The sequence below is a fragment of the Paenibacillus sp. HJGM_3 genome, from assembly GCF_045062745.1.
Lineage (GTDB): Bacteria > Bacillota > Bacilli > Paenibacillales > NBRC-103111 > Paenibacillus_AA.
Genome location: NZ_JBJGED010000012.1, coordinates 23,087 through 37,026, shown reverse-complemented (window position 1 = coordinate 37,026; position 13,940 = coordinate 23,087). Strand labels below are relative to the sequence as shown.

Genomic DNA, 13,940 nt, shown 5'->3' with positions numbered 1-13,940 from the left:
CGAACCGGGTAAAGGTACCCGCGGAACTCGAATGTCGCTGCCGCATTCATTTATGATGCAGCAGCCACGTCGGAATCGTAGCCGGCTCCCGATTATAAGCCTCATAAAATTCATACTCTTTGGCCGATAAGGGGACGATCTCCTCCGCTATGAACCCGACGACACGGTCATCTTCCGGATGCCCATGCTGCAGCGGCCGGATCGTTTCCTCCGTCCGGATGTTGACGATCGACTGACCCGCGGCATGAATCGGGATGACCAGGACGAAGGAGTCCGCATTCACTTCGTAGGTTTTTTGCAAATCCTTGTTCACGTAGACGGTTAGGTGAAGGGTGCCCACCGCGTCTGGGATCGCATGACGCCCTTTGATGAGGAGCGAGTGAATCACGCTGTTCGGGTCCCCCGATCCGATCACGATTCCGATCTCTGCAGGCACCCACCCGTCCTCATAGCGGTCGATGGCGAGCAGCTCCGGCGACCGGCCGAATACGCGGTTCGCCTTGTAGCGGTTCAGCAGCCAGAACACGCCTTTCGGCCAATGATGGTGCGCATACTCCGCCACCCATTTGGCCGCCACCGCGCCTTCCCCATAGTGAACGCGAAACGCCCACAATACTTCCTCGAGCCCAACGTCCTTCCAGATCGACATCGATTTGCTGGCTTCATGCAGCCTATAATCGGCAATCAGCTCATCCATATAATAGAAACCGCCCGAAGGCAGCAGCCTCAGCCACAATTCATAATCCAAAATAAACTTGTAGTCTTCCTTCACACCGCCGACTCTCACGAACGCGTCCTTTTTGAGAAATGCGGCGGGCTGGCAGATGAAGCATTCTGTCATCAAAAGATCCCGGTTAAACGGTTTGACGGGGTAAGGATACTGGAACTCGCCGCGCTCATTGACGTAATTTGCTTTCCCGTACACCACCGAAGCGTTGCGATGTGTCCGGAACTTTCGAACCACTTTGGCGATCGCGCCCGGATGGTACGTATCGTCCGAGTTCAGCCACCCGATAATCGTCCCCGCCGCCATGGCCACCCCTTTGTTCACCGCGTGAGCCTGGCCCCGGTCGGGCTCCGACACGAAGCGAAACCGCTCCGGGACCGATTGGGCGTATTGGTGCAGGATGTCGACCGTTCCGTCCGTGGAGCCTCCGTCCATCACGAGAATCTCGACATGCGGATAATCCTGGCGGAGCACGCTCTCGATCGTGTCCCGGATATAAGCCGCTTGATTGTACGAAGGGATGATGACGCTGACGCGGACCGGAGTGGAACCGTCTGCATCCCGCCAACGCGGCGCGACTCTTCGAAGCCGTTTCCTCCGCGATGCGCTCCTCCGGCGCCGCAGCCTTCTTCGGCGAGACTCCCCGCTCTTCAGCCGCCGTTTCTTTTTCCTCCGTATCATGGATGGCACCTCCCGTATTCACGTTCTAGTAAATGTCGGATACCCGCCCTGACATCGAACGACCATGACCAGCCGAGCGCCTGAAGCGGTCCGATGTCAGCCTCGGATTGCATGATCTCATTGGATCGGTAAGGCAAAGCGCCGAAATTGAGCACCGTCTTCGAACATGTCTCTTCCTTCACCAGCTCGACGAACGTCCGGATCGTCATGGAGCGGCCTGTGCCCAGCTCGTATTCGGCGAAACCGGCTCCCGCCGCAGGCTGCAGCAACCGGATGTATGCTTGGACGGCATCCTCTACGTAGATGAAATCGCGCCGCTGTTCCCCGGCCGTCAAGCGCAGCTCCGGTTCATTGTTCAGGCAGGCGCGGATAACCTGACTCGCGAATTTCGTCCCGCTGTCGAACGGGCCATAGAGATGCTCCAGCCTCACGTTCACGAATCGGATCGGCTGCCCTCGGCTTAGGAGACGCCCCCATTCGACGAACTGTTTTTTGGTGAGCGCGTAGCTTTGCAAGTAAGCGTAATCGCCCGCTCCTTTATGAATGAACGAATCGGTGTTGATGAACAGAGGCGTGCCGTGGAGGAGGCCGATCTCCAGAAGATTCAAGGGGAAAGCCACGTTAGCCTCGAGCAGCTCCCCGGACCTCTCGTTCTGGCGGCCATAGAGCGTGGCGGCATGAATGATGGCGTCTATCCCGCGCCTTTGCCGAAATGGAGCCTCCACCCGGTCCCGATCGAGATCGAAGACCGCCAGCTCGCTGAGCAGCGGGGCGATCCGCGAACAATCGGAGGAGCTTCGCTTCAAAATGCTAACTTCGTACCCAGCCGCCCGCAACGCTCGAATGAGATGACTGCCCAGGAATCCGGTGGCGCCGGTCACCAGCACATGAAGGCCCTCTACGCTCACCCGTACTTCCACTCGGCCTGATTCGATTTCCAGAGCTGTTCCAAGTAATTTTTGTCGCGCAGCGTATCCATCGGCTGCCAGAACCCGGTATGCTTGAACGCCTTCAGCTGACGGTCGCGGCTAAGCCGCTCGAGCGGCTCCTTCTCGAATTCGGTCGCATCGCCGGCAATGTAGTCGAACACGCCGGGGTTCAACACGAAAAATCCCGCGTTGATCCAGTTCCGGTCCCCTTTCGGCTTCTCCTGGAAGCCGGCTACGGTATCGTCGTCCGTTAAGCTTAGCGCCCCGAACCTTCCCGTCGGCTGGGTCGCGGTTACGGTCGCCAGCTTGCCGTGGGCCTGGTGGAATTCGACCAGCTCCCGGATATTCACGCTGGAGACGCCGTCCCCGTATGTCAGCATGAACGGTTCGTCTCCGATATAAGGCCTAATTCGCTTCACTCTTCCCCCTGTCATCGTGTCTTTGCCCGTATCGATGAGCGTCACCTTCCAAGGCTCCGCCGCCTGGTGATGCACGGTCATCTGCTCCTCGCCGGAGACCCTGAAGTCGAACGTTACGTCGGACTTGTAAAGAAAATAGTGGGCGAAATATTCTTTGATCACATAGCCCTTGTAACCCAGGCAAATGATGAAATCGTTGAAGCCGTAATGGGAATAAATCGACATGATATGGCAGAGGAGCGGCTTCTCGCCGATTTCAATCATAGGCTTCGGCTTCAGATGGGACTCTTCGCTGATTCTCGTGCCATAACCGCCCGCCAAAATGACTACTTTCACCCGCCATCCTCCTTTAGCGTTTCGCCGTTGTACTGCCGGATCTGCTCCAGACACACGGCCCGCATGTCCTGCCCGTCCCGGTAAGCCTTATTCCAGCGGACGATCTGCTCGATCGCCTGAAGCAGCCTCCATCTCGGCGCCCAGCCGAGCTCCTGCTTCGCTTTGGAGCAATCGAGCTTCAGATAGCGGGCTTCATGGGGGGATCGGTCCGGTACCGGCTGGATCTCGTACGCGGCTCCCTCACCCCATGCCGTACATAGGTGCTGCACGATCCACTCGACCGGCTTCGCATCGGCATCGTCCGGACCGAAGTTCCAGGATTCACTGTACCGCTTCGGATCCCGGACCATGTGCTGCAGCAACTGCAGGTAGCCGCTTAGCGGCTCCAGCACATGCTGCCACGGCCGGATGGAGCTAGGGTGACGGACAACGATCGGTTGCCCATTTAACAATGCCTTCATGCTGTCGGGAATAAGCCGGTCCGCGGCCCAGTCCCCTCCCCCTATGACGTTCCCCGCACGGGCCGTCGCGATCGCCACCGGCAGCCCCCCGTCCGGCTCCGCGCTCTCGCCGAAAAAAGAGCTCCGGTACGAAGCGGTCACAAGTTCGGAGCACGCTTTGCTGTTCGAATAAGGGTCATACCCGCCGAGCGCGTCTTGCTCCCGGTATCCCCAATGCCATTCGCGGTTCTCGTAGCATTTGTCCGTAGTGACGTTCAGGACGGCTCGAATGGCGATTCCATCGGCAACGGCGGTACGGACGGCATCCAGCAGATGGACCGTTCCCATCACATTCGTCTCGTAAGTCTCCACAGGCGCCCGGTACGAGGCCCGCACCAGCGGCTGTGCGGCCATATGAATGACGATGTCGGGCTTCGCCTGCCTGACCGCTTCCTGCAGTTGGTCCCTCAAACGTATGTCGCCGACGGTGGAGCGGACGATTCCGGATAGCCCGCCAATCTCATACAAGCTTGGTTTTGTCGGAGGGGGCAAAGCGAAGCCCGTCACCTCCGCCCTAAGTGAGTGGAGCCATAGACTGAGCCAGGCGCCCTTAAACCCCGTATGCCCTGTTACAAACACTCGTTTTCCGTTCCAGAACGCTTGGTCGATCATCGTTTCCCACCCAACTGGACATGAACTGTTGTCCTAGGATTGCTGACTAGCTCCTACATCGTATGAGCCGGGGGATAACCGCGTATCCACGAATTCCACATGTCCACGCAAAATAGGCAAGTCTCCTGTACAAGGGCCGTTTCGGAACCTTCTTTCGGACATACCTTAGTAGAAACTATTGCGGCGTCGGATCGATGCGGCTGAAGGAGGGACGCTTCTAGTGGCTATGCCGATTGTATTTATCCATCAAAACTATGAGGAATATTTGATCTACAGCCTGCATCAGGCCAAGCGGAGCAATCCGCAATCGACCGTCGTGCTGATCGGGACCGAGGACAATGCCGTCCTGGGCTCGCACCTGGTGCACCACACCCGGATGGAAAATTTCATGCACGACGCGAGACAGCTGGCGACGACATACAAGCATGTCAGCGAGAACGATTACAACTACAACTTGTTTTGCTTCCAACGCTGGCTCATTTTGCGGGAATTCATGCGGCATCATAAGCTCGCCAAATGCTGTTACTTGGATTCGGATGTTTTGTTATATACCGATGTGAACAATCCAGAGTTCCAGCAATTCACGTTCGAATTCACGTGGACGTCGATCTGCGACCTCGAATCCTTGGAGGCGTTCTGCAATCTGATCTTGATCGGCTTCGACGACCCCGATGTCTTCCGCGGTCTGGTCCGGTTCACTTACGAGATCGGCCAGCCGGCCCTCTCGGATATGGTCATCAGCCACCTTTATACCGACACCCGCCACGGACTTTTCAGCGACTCCTATTTCGATTCCAATATCAATGTCCAATACTACGATTTTGAAATGATGGACGGTCTAAGAAAAGTGTACTTGTCCGGCGATACGCTCTATAGCCGGCGAATGGATTCCAATTCGTTCATTAAGCTAAACTCGCTTCATTTTCAGGGCCGCGCCAAAATGTATATGCCCTACTTTCATATGACGCCAACAATTAGCGACGGGATGGCCGTCTTCCACTACCCAACCCGCCAATGGATTCGTGTATGAATACACCCCCCGACCTTATCTTGCAGGCTGGGGGGTGTTTTGTCTTCGACCAAGGTCAATTCCAATTCAAGTTGATGTTCGTAATGTTCCGTTCCTGCATCAGGCTGTGGAGCCGGGCCATCTTCTCCACCGGATTCTGGACGAGCCCCTCGTGCGTCTCCACGAGCGTCAAGTCGATATACCGGTACATGTTCGACGTGATGAGCTTCTCGATCAACTCGAACTCCGCGCCCTCGATATCGACCTTGAGGAATTTGATGCGCTGATCCAGGGCTTCCACGATTTCGCACAAATCAACGACTTCGATATCGGTGTAATTCCCCGTGTTCACGATCGGATTGGTGTCGAAGATGGAGGAGGCGTAGGAGTACCGGAGCGGGTCCAGATGCGCTTCCACGAAGTGGTATAATCGCATGCTGCTGTTGCGGTCCCAGACGCCCTTGTTGATGCAGAACACATTCGGATAAGCGGCGAACCGGTTGCTCAAGTAAGCGAACGCGCTCGGGTTCGGTTCGAACGCGAACACGAAAGCCCCCAGGTCTGCAAGCTTCTGGGTAACTACTCCGATGTTCGCTCCGCAATCGATCGCTACATCGCCCGGGCCAATGCCATGGAACAATTCCTCGTTATCTTGAGATAATTTCATGCGTCGACCTCCTCGCACCGCGGCAGCATGAGCCGGCACGGCTTCCTAGATAGGGATGTGGGGAACGCGGGTCCGCAGCTTCTCGATAAATTCGGGCGCCCGCAGCACCTCGCTGAGCATGAAGAGACGGTCATGGCCCCTCATTAAGTGTGCAAGCAGCATGATGCGTTCCTGCGGACCGCAAGCCCGGCCCAGCATCTCCTGATACAAGTTGACTACGTAATGCGCGTACGAGCCGCCGGTCAAGTGTCGGATCCGGTCATGCAGCGTAGGACCCGGATACTGGGAAGGCGCCCCGCTGTTCAGGACCGAGCGGTATTCCGCACTGAGCATGATTCCGGCAATAACTTGCAGCCGTGTCGTTCCCCCATGCATCAGCTCCAGATGACCGCTTAACCCTGCGGGCTCCGCTTCCCGCTGCAGCAGCTCCCGGTAAACGCCCCGCACGAACTCGGCAGGGTCGGGTGCACTGACGATATTGACGATGTTCTCGAATGTACTCACGGCCACGCATCCTTTCCCAGGCAGTCTATGAACAATATATGACCGGAGGCGGATTGTTCCTCCGCAGGTCACACGGGCAAGTCGTCCAATTTCGGAAGAACCGGCCTCTAGCAAGCATCTGATCGAAACTTCCACGGTTGCTAGAGGTTCAGATGTCCAAGCCATTTTCTATCGAATACATACACTAGTATTCTAGAAACGTATACCTCTTCCTGTTGATCCCACACAAGGGCGGTGACAGCCTTGAAGATTTTGCAACTGGTCTACCTTGCCTACAACAAGCCTGACGAAGCGTTCATCCAATCGCTCTTCCGTTATATTCTGCATCGCGAGGCGGATCCGGGAAGCTTGCACGCCCATATGGGACTCCTAGCAGCCGGGATGACTAGAATAGAGATGTTAAGTGGGTTGATCCAGGGTGTTGAGGCGCGCGCCATCTACTACGGGCCGCCGGTTCTGCACGAGATGCCGACCATTGCCAATAAGCTCCGGCATCTGCTCACGCTGCCTCCGGCGCATATCGTGCATCATTACTACGTCGAGCTGCTCACCCGCATGCCGGATCCGGGGGGGTTTCAAGGCCACCTTCAGCGGCTGCAGCACGGGTATGATCCGGTCGCATTGGCCGCCGACTTCATGGCGTCGGAGGAGTTCCGGCAGCTCGTGCATGCCGCTCCGGATACGCTCGGCCGAAGGTTCATCCAGCATGCGTTGCAGTTTTAAATAACCCCACAAAGTGATGTGGGCCTTTGAAGTTTATTCCAGGGCAGAGCCCCTTTGCGGGGGCCCCAGGTTTATAAAAAAACAGCATGATTGTCGCCGTTAGGCCAACCGCATGCTGCTCACCTGGCACGAGATTAGATCAAGCCGAGCTGCATGAGCCGCTCCTTCATCTGCTGCCCGACGAGCTGAGGCGAATATTCGTTTCGGATCGTATTGAATCCGTTCAGGGCGATCTGCCGGCGCCATCCCGGATTGAGGACCAGCTCCCTCATATAGCCGGCGGCATGATCCACGCTCGGCTCCGCCCAGGTCTGATAGGCTTGATAGGGGCCATAATTCTTGCCTACGCTCGTAAAGTGGTAATCGACCGGGCAAGAGTTGGCGGAGTTCATAAAATCGGTATTGCCGGACCAGTTCGTTCCGATCACCGGCTTGCCCAGATACATCGCTTCCGCAAACCCGAGGCCGAACCCTTCTGAGCGGTGAAGCGCGACGTAGCAATCGATCAAATTCAAGAGCGAGTTGACTTCCAGCCGGTTCATAATCCGGTCGATTATATAAATATTGGGGTACCCGTCGATCATTCGATGCAGCAGCTCGCTGTCTTGCGAACTGAAGACGGAATTGTTCAGCTTGATTACGAGCCCGACGCTCGGATCGTGCCGGGAGAACGCCCGTTTGAACGCCTCGAGTACCCCTTGCGGATTTTTCCGCGCTTGGAAGCTTTGCACGTCGTACATCGTATAGAACAAGAACCGGTCCCGGGGGAGCTGGAACGTCTCCCGGGTCAACTCCGGGATCACTTGAACTTCGATGCCGTGGGGAATTTTAAGAACCGGAACGGGCGATTTGCGCCTGACGCTCTCCAGGACGAACGTAGTCGGCACCCAGATCTCGTTCACGAAGGCGAAGGAGGCGATATCCTTCTCCGGAAAGTCGGGAAGCTCCCAGTGCCAGTACCCGATGTTGTACCTGCCGCCGAACAGGCGGGGGCCGAAATGCTGATACGCCTGCTGCATGCTGTCCGCGTTCATATGGAACAAATTCACCTTGTAGATCGGATCGGGCATCTCCTTATGAACCCAAGTCCGATCATCCATTCCGGGCGCCACGATCATCGGGAAGTTAATGATGCCGAACGGAACGTCCGTTGTGGCGAGCGCCCTCGCCGCCAGCCGGCCGGATTCGCCGATGCCGATCTCCGCCCGGTTGAAGGCGACCAGATTCACCCCGGTCGCGAGCGGTTGAGGCACCGGAACGGGAGCAGAGACGTGTCTTGTTCTTCTGCGGCGGGCTCTCAGCTTTTTTCTGAGGTGATTTTTTTTAACTGCGCGTATCAGCCGTTTCCTACTTTGAGGTTTCCTTTGTTGAGAGTTCCTTCTTGCATTGCTGCGTCCGATCAGGTGCCGTTTTTTTCTAAGCGCTTTTCGCGAAATCGCACGTTTGCGTGCATTTCGTGCAATAGCGCGTTGCTTCTTTTTTCGCCTCGCGGTCACCTTGCGCCTCATCAGCTTCTCCCCTTTCTCCGTGGAATGAGCGGGCCGCCTCCAAGCTCCATATATGGAGGAGCGCTAGACCCGCGCTCTCCAATAATCGAGCAAATCTTTCATCGTTTGGTCGAAAGGAATTTCCGGCTTCCATCCGGTCCTCTCATGAAACTTCGTGTAATCGCCCAGCAAGATCTCCACATCCGATGGACGAAGGCGCGCGGGATCCTCCTGGATCTCGATCTGAATGGAACTGAAGGAGAGGAGCAGATTCAGCATTTCCTGAATCGTATAGCAGGTTCCGGAGGCGATATTGTACGTAGTCCCCGGCTCGCCCTTCTCCAGTGCGAGATGATAGGCGCGAACGACGTCCCTTACATCGGTGAAGTCCCGTTTGGCTTGCAGGTTGCCTACATACAGAATCGGCGGCTTCTTCCCCTTCTCGATCTCCGCGATCTGCTTGGCGAAGTTCGATGTTACGAAGTTCTCGCCCCGGCGCGGGCCGGTGTGGTTGAACGTGCGGGTCGGAATGATATGCAGTCCGTAGCTCTTGTAGTACTGATAGCCCAAGTAATCCTGAGCCACCTTGCTGACGGCGTAAGGGCTCAGCGGCCGGAGCGGATTCGTCTCCTTGATCGGCACCTCGTCCGGCTCGACATGCCCGTATTGCTCGCTGGAGCATGCCACTTGGATCTTGCAATCCAAGTTGATATGGCGGACCGCTTCCATAATGTTGACCTGGCCGGCGATGTTGTTGTAGATCGTGTCCATCGGGGAATTCCAGGACGTCGGAACGAAGCTCTGGGCAGCCAGATGGAAGATCAAATCCGGCTTCGCTTCTTGGATGAGCTTCTCTACCGAGAACGGATCGCGCAGCTCGCATTCCACCAATTGCACATCCTTCAAATTCTTAATATGGTCCATTCGGCTTCTCATCCGGATCGTCCCGACCACCTCGATATCCCTCTCGAGCAGGAATTCCGCCATATGGCTGCCGACGAATCCCGAGATGCCGGTGACCAACGCTTTTGTCATCGCTATTCCTCCTTGTGCTCCAGTGCATGTATAACGTCCTTGATTTGCTGCTCCATGGACTTATGGCAGATCAACAGCCCTGCCTCCGTGGAGACGACGATAAGGTCCCGCACCCCGATCACAACCGACTGCAAGTGCTCGGAGAACAGAATGCTGTTCGATGTGGCGAGCGTATGCACGTGCCCCATCGAGACGTTCCCTTCGGAATCGGGCGGGAATATGCGCTCGAGCGAGGTCCACGTGCCGACGTCGTCCCACGGAAACGACACGGGGATCGTATAAATGGCTTCAGCCTTCTCAAGGATGGCGTAATCGACGGAAAGCTTCGGGACTTTGCCGTAGACCAGCTCCGGATGCGCGGGATCCCGGTTCAAGAGCTCCCACAGCCGGGGCTGATGGAGCTGCATGTAATGGGCGATCGTCGACGGTTTCCATATAAAAATGCCGCTGTTCCAGTACATGTTCGACTGTGTGAAAAGCTTCTCGGCTTTGTCCAGAGTAGGCTTCTCCACGAACGATCGGACTTTGACGGGCCTCGCCTCCCGGCCCTCCTCCTCCGCCTCGATATACCCGTACCCGGTCTCCGGCCGAGTAGGCACGATACCGAGGGTGACGATGTTGCGGCCGGCGTTCGCCGTCTCCTCCGCCAGCTTCAGAGCTTCCAGGAGCGGACCGTCTTCCGGAATGTATTGATCCGAGGGGGTTGTCACGAGCACCTCATCCTGTCCGCCGCTCAGAAAGTGCATCGCCGCCAGGGCGATGCAGGGGCCTGTGTCCCTCTGCTCCGGCTCCACAATGATTTGCTCTCGGTTCAATTCAGGCAGCTGCTCAGCGATCATGTCCAAGTAAGACACCGGAGCCACGACGTAGACGGATGTTTGCGGAAGCCACTTGAGGAACCTCCGATAGGTGAGTTGAATCATTGTTTCGGTTCCGGTCAGGGCCAGGAACTGCTTTGGTTTGCCCGACACGCTTCTCGGCCAAAAGCGCGTGCCCTTCCCTCCGGCCATGATTAGAATCTTCATCCTGTATCCTCCTCGCCGGATTCGCCTCACAATCCATACCTTGGCTCTAGTAGCATGCGAGATGTTTATATACTATGCACAGGCTGGGACACGATATAGGACACTGACCCGATTGGCGGGAAATTGGCTATTGTCCACAGGTTGCGAAGGATTTGTCCAAGCAAGCGGGGAAGACCCGGCATACACTAAACTTAGCTTCGTTTTGAGGAAAGTGCGGGGGACGAGCAAGTTCATTGAAATCGTCAGGGAGGGGATTGCATGTCGAAAGGGGGAACCTGCAACATCTGCGGGGCGCCGTCCGGGTGGATGGCGGACGCGGTCATCATGAAGAAACACCAAATCTCGTATCTTCAATGCTCCCAGTGCGGCTTCGTCCAGACCGAAGCTCCGTATTGGCTGGACGAAGCCTACTCGAGCGCCATCATCGACAGCGATATCGGTCTGCTCAGCCGGAATATACTAAATGCGGATATTACCAAGCTGCTGATCGGTCTTTTCTTGAATCCGGGTGCGATGTACCTCGACTATGGGGGCGGGTATGGGACTCTCACTAGATTGATGCGGGATGCCGGGTACCACTTCCGCCACTATGATCCGTTCTGCCCCAATCTGTTCGCGAAGGGCGCGGAGGCCGATCTGTCGACGGGAGAGCGTTACGAGCTTATCACGGCATTCGAGTTGTTCGAGCATTTCACTCATCCGATCGCGGAATTGAACCGTCTTCTCGCCTATTCCGATTCCATTCTGTTCAGCACCGAGCTGCTGCCTGCTCATCGCCCGCTGCCTAGCGAATGGTGGTACTATGCGTTGGACGGCGGACAGCATATTTCGATCTATACCCTCGATTCCTTATTCCATTTGGCGAAGCGGTTCGGATTGAATCTTTACTCCAACGGGACATCTCTGCATCTGTTAACGCCTCGTTCGATCTCTCCTTCTGTATTCGAGATCGCGTGCAATGCCGATATGGCACGTTCCATGAGCCTGCACTTCAATCGGCCGTCGCTCACACAGGCAGACTTCGAGCGAATCGTCGCCAGCCGCCTCACATTATGGAAGAAAGGCTGTTGAGGGTGATCAACAGCCTTACATAGGCAACCTTATCCATCCACAATCGGTCCAGACCCGTGGGGGTGACCGATGCCGGGCAGTCCATAGCCGGGCGGATTGTAGGCCTGACCTGCGGTTAATTCGGGAAAGCCGGAGGAGGGCAGCACGTCCCTGCGCACAAAAAAGGCGTTTACCCCTCGGGAGTCGGTTCCGATTAACGCATATCCAAGCTGCTTGCCGAGTTCGGCGAGCGACGAGAGGCTGGCTCCGTAATAGGTGGTCCCGTTCCATTGGAAATCGGGATTGTAGCGGACAACCATCCTGCGCGGCGGCGGGTAGGCCGCATTATATTCGATCACCACAACCCGCGGCCTGTAGCCGCTCAGCGCCTGCCAGACCCAATAATCGTTGCCGTCGATGTCGATCGACAGCAGATCCGGCTCGGGCGGTACCCCATAGAGGCCAAACAAGGAAACGATATTTTCTCTAGTAATGAAATGATGAGCGGTTTTGACCTGGGGATACGGAGCGAGATGAACCTGAAGTTGAGGGAACAGGAGCGGCGATCCTTCCATCATAAGACCGGACCATCCTCGGTGGGCCGCCAAAAAGTAGGTGTTGCATTGAAGCCCGTTCTCCACCCCGAACTCCACAAAATAGCGATTCGTCTCTCCGATTCTGGTGAAGAGCTCCTGCAAGATTCCGTCCTCGCCGTTCTGGGAGTGGTAGGAACGTTCATAGCTATGCATTTCGCTCATAGAATTCCTCCTATCTACCTTTTACATAAAAAGCGTCTCCCCAGGAAGGGTGATGAGGCGCTGCGGCAGCGACCCGGTGAAACGATTGGGACGCCAGGAATGCATCCAGGTCGTGAATCAAGACACCGCCAGCGTAGAGCTCTTCGAAATTCACTTCCGAATTGATCGCCGCGATGTGCTTCAGCGTCGCTAAGGCCCCTGACAAAGCGCGAAGCTCGGCGCCCTGGATATCGATGTTGATGAAGTTGTATTGGTCGGCCGGCTCATTGATCTCATGCAGGAGCAGATCCAACGTCCGAGAAGTGACGGCCACTTGCGCCTCTTCCTGAATGCTTGGATAGATGTCCAGATGCCGCTTCAGGGGCAGAATGGAGCTGCTGGCATCAAAATTCGTGACGTGCAGGACCTCCGTGCCGTTTCGGTCGCTGATAGCGCATTGGACGGCTTTTACTTGGGGAAAGGCGCCAATGTTGGCTTGCAGGCGAATGAATACGTTCGGGTTCGCTTCCACGAACAAGATGCGGTTAAAGCCCATGGCGAGATAGATAGGAAGCTCTTGTCCCTCATGGGCTCCGATATGAATGACCCCCTTGGGGGTAATCCGGAAATCATGGAACAGCTGTCTAATATCCAAGATCATGACATTACTCCTTTGTCTCAGATTTGGCTCAGCAGCAACTCTACAAGGGATACGAACGCAGCAGATAGTTCGACTCATCGCTCAGCAAGACGGAAGCAATGATCTCCAGCTTGGGCATCCCGCCGGCCAATAGCTGCGCATAAATGTGCAGCCCTTCAGGCTCCGGCTCCCGGTTGAGAAATTGTCTGTACACTTCCGTCACAAAGGGATACCCGTCCAGCTGCAAAAGATGACTCATCGGTTGAAACGCCTTTTCTGAGATTGCCGGTTCCTGCCGATGAATTCGGATAATGTCGTTTCTTACTTCAAAATGGAGGGTCCGATCATAGCCATGAATGATTTCCCGGAGCTCGTCGATTGTGGGGTAGTCGTCTTGTCCCACGAAGCACCGGGCGTCGTCGATCAACAGCACGTGATCCTTGATCGGATGGCGGAAGATGTGTTCCAGCTCCTGAACGATCGGCGTGTCTCGTGAGCCTCTGGCCGTAATCCCTCCGGAATAGTGTCCGTCCAACCAGAACAAGGCAGGCTCTCTGAGATTGGCGAGGAGCGGGCCGAGCTTTTCGCCGCTGTCCCCTTGGAGCAGCTTAATATTCCCATACGGAGCAAATTGGACCTTAGCAGCTTCGTGCAAATGAAGATCGAGCTCGATCGAGTAAATGGGGTCGAAGAGGTATTTGACTCCGTGCAGCATGTCCCCATGGAACGTTCCCGTTTCAATAAGCGTACGCAAGCCGAACCGCGCGCCGTATTCCCTTACAACCCATATTTTGATTCCATGCGGAGGCGGAACGGGCCTGCCTTGCTGCTCCCATATTGTATATTCTTCATGCATTTT

At 56.0% G+C, this 13,940-nt stretch carries 15 protein-coding genes; 3 read left to right on the top strand and 12 right to left on the bottom strand.

Features of this window, described 5'->3' with window-relative positions; translation table 11 throughout:
• Positions 1-46: 46 nt before the first annotated feature.
• The 4 genes from ACI5FR_RS14915 to rfbG are packed head-to-tail and all read right to left on the bottom strand — an operon-like array spanning position 47 to position 4,204.
• Complete coding sequence (locus ACI5FR_RS14915; protein ID WP_405455515.1) at positions 47-1,408, bottom strand: glycosyltransferase family 2 protein; 1,362 nt, start codon at positions 1,406-1,408, stop codon at positions 47-49.
• Entirely contained in the window at positions 1,405-2,316 is a 912-nt protein-coding gene (locus ACI5FR_RS14910; RefSeq protein WP_405455513.1) for an NAD-dependent epimerase/dehydratase family protein, read from the bottom strand. The genes ACI5FR_RS14915 and ACI5FR_RS14910 overlap by 4 nt, the downstream gene beginning before the upstream one ends.
• Positions 2,313-3,092, bottom strand: a complete 780-nt coding sequence (gene rfbF, locus ACI5FR_RS14905) for a glucose-1-phosphate cytidylyltransferase (protein ID WP_405455511.1) — start codon at positions 3,090-3,092, stop codon at positions 2,313-2,315. Before rfbF ends, ACI5FR_RS14910 begins: the two co-directional genes overlap by 4 nt.
• Complete coding sequence (gene rfbG, locus ACI5FR_RS14900) at positions 3,089-4,204, bottom strand: CDP-glucose 4,6-dehydratase (RefSeq protein ID WP_405455509.1); 1,116 nt, start codon at positions 4,202-4,204, stop codon at positions 3,089-3,091. Before rfbG ends, rfbF begins: the two co-directional genes overlap by 4 nt.
• Before the next feature lie 220 nt (positions 4,205-4,424).
• Here rfbG and ACI5FR_RS14895 point away from each other — a divergent pair, with 220 nt between their 5' ends.
• A complete protein-coding gene (locus ACI5FR_RS14895; RefSeq protein ID WP_405455507.1) occupies positions 4,425-5,234 on the top strand; it encodes a hypothetical protein in 810 nt (269 codons plus the stop codon).
• Positions 5,235-5,289: 55 nt separating this feature from the next.
• On the opposite strand, the gene ACI5FR_RS14890 is transcribed toward ACI5FR_RS14895, so the two are convergent.
• Entirely contained in the window at positions 5,290-5,880 is a 591-nt protein-coding gene (locus ACI5FR_RS14890; protein WP_405455506.1) for an FkbM family methyltransferase, read from the bottom strand.
• A 45-nt stretch (positions 5,881-5,925) separates the two neighbouring features.
• Positions 5,926-6,384 carry a DUF4214 domain-containing protein gene (locus ACI5FR_RS14885; RefSeq protein ID WP_405455504.1) on the bottom strand — a complete coding sequence of 153 codons (459 nt, stop codon included), beginning with the start codon at positions 6,382-6,384 and terminating at the stop codon, positions 5,926-5,928.
• A gap of 243 nt (positions 6,385-6,627) precedes the next feature.
• Here ACI5FR_RS14885 and ACI5FR_RS14880 point away from each other — a divergent pair, with 243 nt between their 5' ends.
• The gene (locus tag ACI5FR_RS14880) at positions 6,628-7,107 is read left to right on the top strand and encodes a DUF4214 domain-containing protein (protein WP_405455502.1); all 480 of its coding nucleotides are present in this window, start codon (positions 6,628-6,630) and stop codon (positions 7,105-7,107) included.
• A gap of 134 nt (positions 7,108-7,241) precedes the next feature.
• On the opposite strand, the gene ACI5FR_RS14875 is transcribed toward ACI5FR_RS14880, so the two are convergent.
• The 3 genes from ACI5FR_RS14875 to ACI5FR_RS14865 form a co-directional block, all read right to left on the bottom strand.
• Entirely contained in the window at positions 7,242-8,360 is a 1,119-nt protein-coding gene (locus ACI5FR_RS14875; RefSeq protein WP_405455501.1) for a glycosyltransferase family 4 protein, read from the bottom strand.
• Between the two features lie 318 nt (positions 8,361-8,678).
• Entirely contained in the window at positions 8,679-9,629 is a 951-nt protein-coding gene (locus tag ACI5FR_RS14870) for a GDP-mannose 4,6-dehydratase (RefSeq protein ID WP_405455499.1), read from the bottom strand.
• A gap of 2 nt (positions 9,630-9,631) precedes the next feature.
• Positions 9,632-10,654, bottom strand: coding sequence for a mannose-1-phosphate guanylyltransferase (locus ACI5FR_RS14865; protein WP_405455498.1), 1,023 nt, complete (start codon positions 10,652-10,654; stop codon positions 9,632-9,634).
• A gap of 258 nt (positions 10,655-10,912) precedes the next feature.
• Between ACI5FR_RS14865 and ACI5FR_RS14860 the strand changes: the two genes are divergently transcribed.
• Positions 10,913-11,725 (top strand): class I SAM-dependent methyltransferase, encoded by an 813-nt coding sequence (locus tag ACI5FR_RS14860; protein WP_405455496.1) that lies wholly within the window; start codon positions 10,913-10,915, stop codon positions 11,723-11,725.
• 29 nt (positions 11,726-11,754) lie between these two features.
• Here ACI5FR_RS14860 and ACI5FR_RS14855 read toward each other — a convergent pair whose 3' ends face one another.
• The 3 genes from ACI5FR_RS14855 to ACI5FR_RS14845 are packed head-to-tail and all read right to left on the bottom strand — an operon-like array spanning position 11,755 to position 13,937.
• Complete coding sequence (locus ACI5FR_RS14855; RefSeq protein WP_405455494.1) at positions 11,755-12,462, bottom strand: hypothetical protein; 708 nt, start codon at positions 12,460-12,462, stop codon at positions 11,755-11,757.
• 10 nt (positions 12,463-12,472) lie between these two features.
• Complete coding sequence (locus tag ACI5FR_RS14850) at positions 12,473-13,102, bottom strand: FkbM family methyltransferase (protein ID WP_405455492.1); 630 nt, start codon at positions 13,100-13,102, stop codon at positions 12,473-12,475.
• Positions 13,103-13,142: 40 nt separating this feature from the next.
• Positions 13,143-13,937, bottom strand: coding sequence for a DUF4214 domain-containing protein (locus tag ACI5FR_RS14845; RefSeq protein ID WP_405455490.1), 795 nt, complete (start codon positions 13,935-13,937; stop codon positions 13,143-13,145).
• Positions 13,938-13,940: the final 3 nt, after the last annotated feature.

What these genes read in the sequence shown, in the direction of transcription:
- ACI5FR_RS14915 (WP_405455515.1), bottom strand. Translation starts at nt 1,408, where the DNA reads ATGATACGGAGGAAAAAGAAACGGCGGCTGAAGAGCGGGGAGTCTCGC.
- rfbG (WP_405455509.1), bottom strand. Translation starts at nt 4,204, where the DNA reads ATGATCGACCAAGCGTTCTGGAACGGAAAACGAGTGTTTGTAACAGGG.
- ACI5FR_RS14890 (WP_405455506.1), bottom strand. Translation starts at nt 5,880, where the DNA reads ATGAAATTATCTCAAGATAACGAGGAATTGTTCCATGGCATTGGCCCG.
- ACI5FR_RS14870 (WP_405455499.1), bottom strand. Translation starts at nt 9,629, where the DNA reads ATGACAAAAGCGTTGGTCACCGGCATCTCGGGATTCGTCGGCAGCCAT.
- ACI5FR_RS14865 (WP_405455498.1), bottom strand. Translation starts at nt 10,654, where the DNA reads ATGAAGATTCTAATCATGGCCGGAGGGAAGGGCACGCGCTTTTGGCCG.
- ACI5FR_RS14860 (WP_405455496.1), top strand. Translation starts at nt 10,913, where the DNA reads ATGTCGAAAGGGGGAACCTGCAACATCTGCGGGGCGCCGTCCGGGTGG.
- ACI5FR_RS14855 (WP_405455494.1), bottom strand. Translation starts at nt 12,462, where the DNA reads ATGAGCGAAATGCATAGCTATGAACGTTCCTACCACTCCCAGAACGGC.
- ACI5FR_RS14850 (WP_405455492.1), bottom strand. Translation starts at nt 13,102, where the DNA reads ATGATCTTGGATATTAGACAGCTGTTCCATGATTTCCGGATTACCCCC.
- ACI5FR_RS14845 (WP_405455490.1), bottom strand. Translation starts at nt 13,937, where the DNA reads ATGCATGAAGAATATACAATATGGGAGCAGCAAGGCAGGCCCGTTCCG.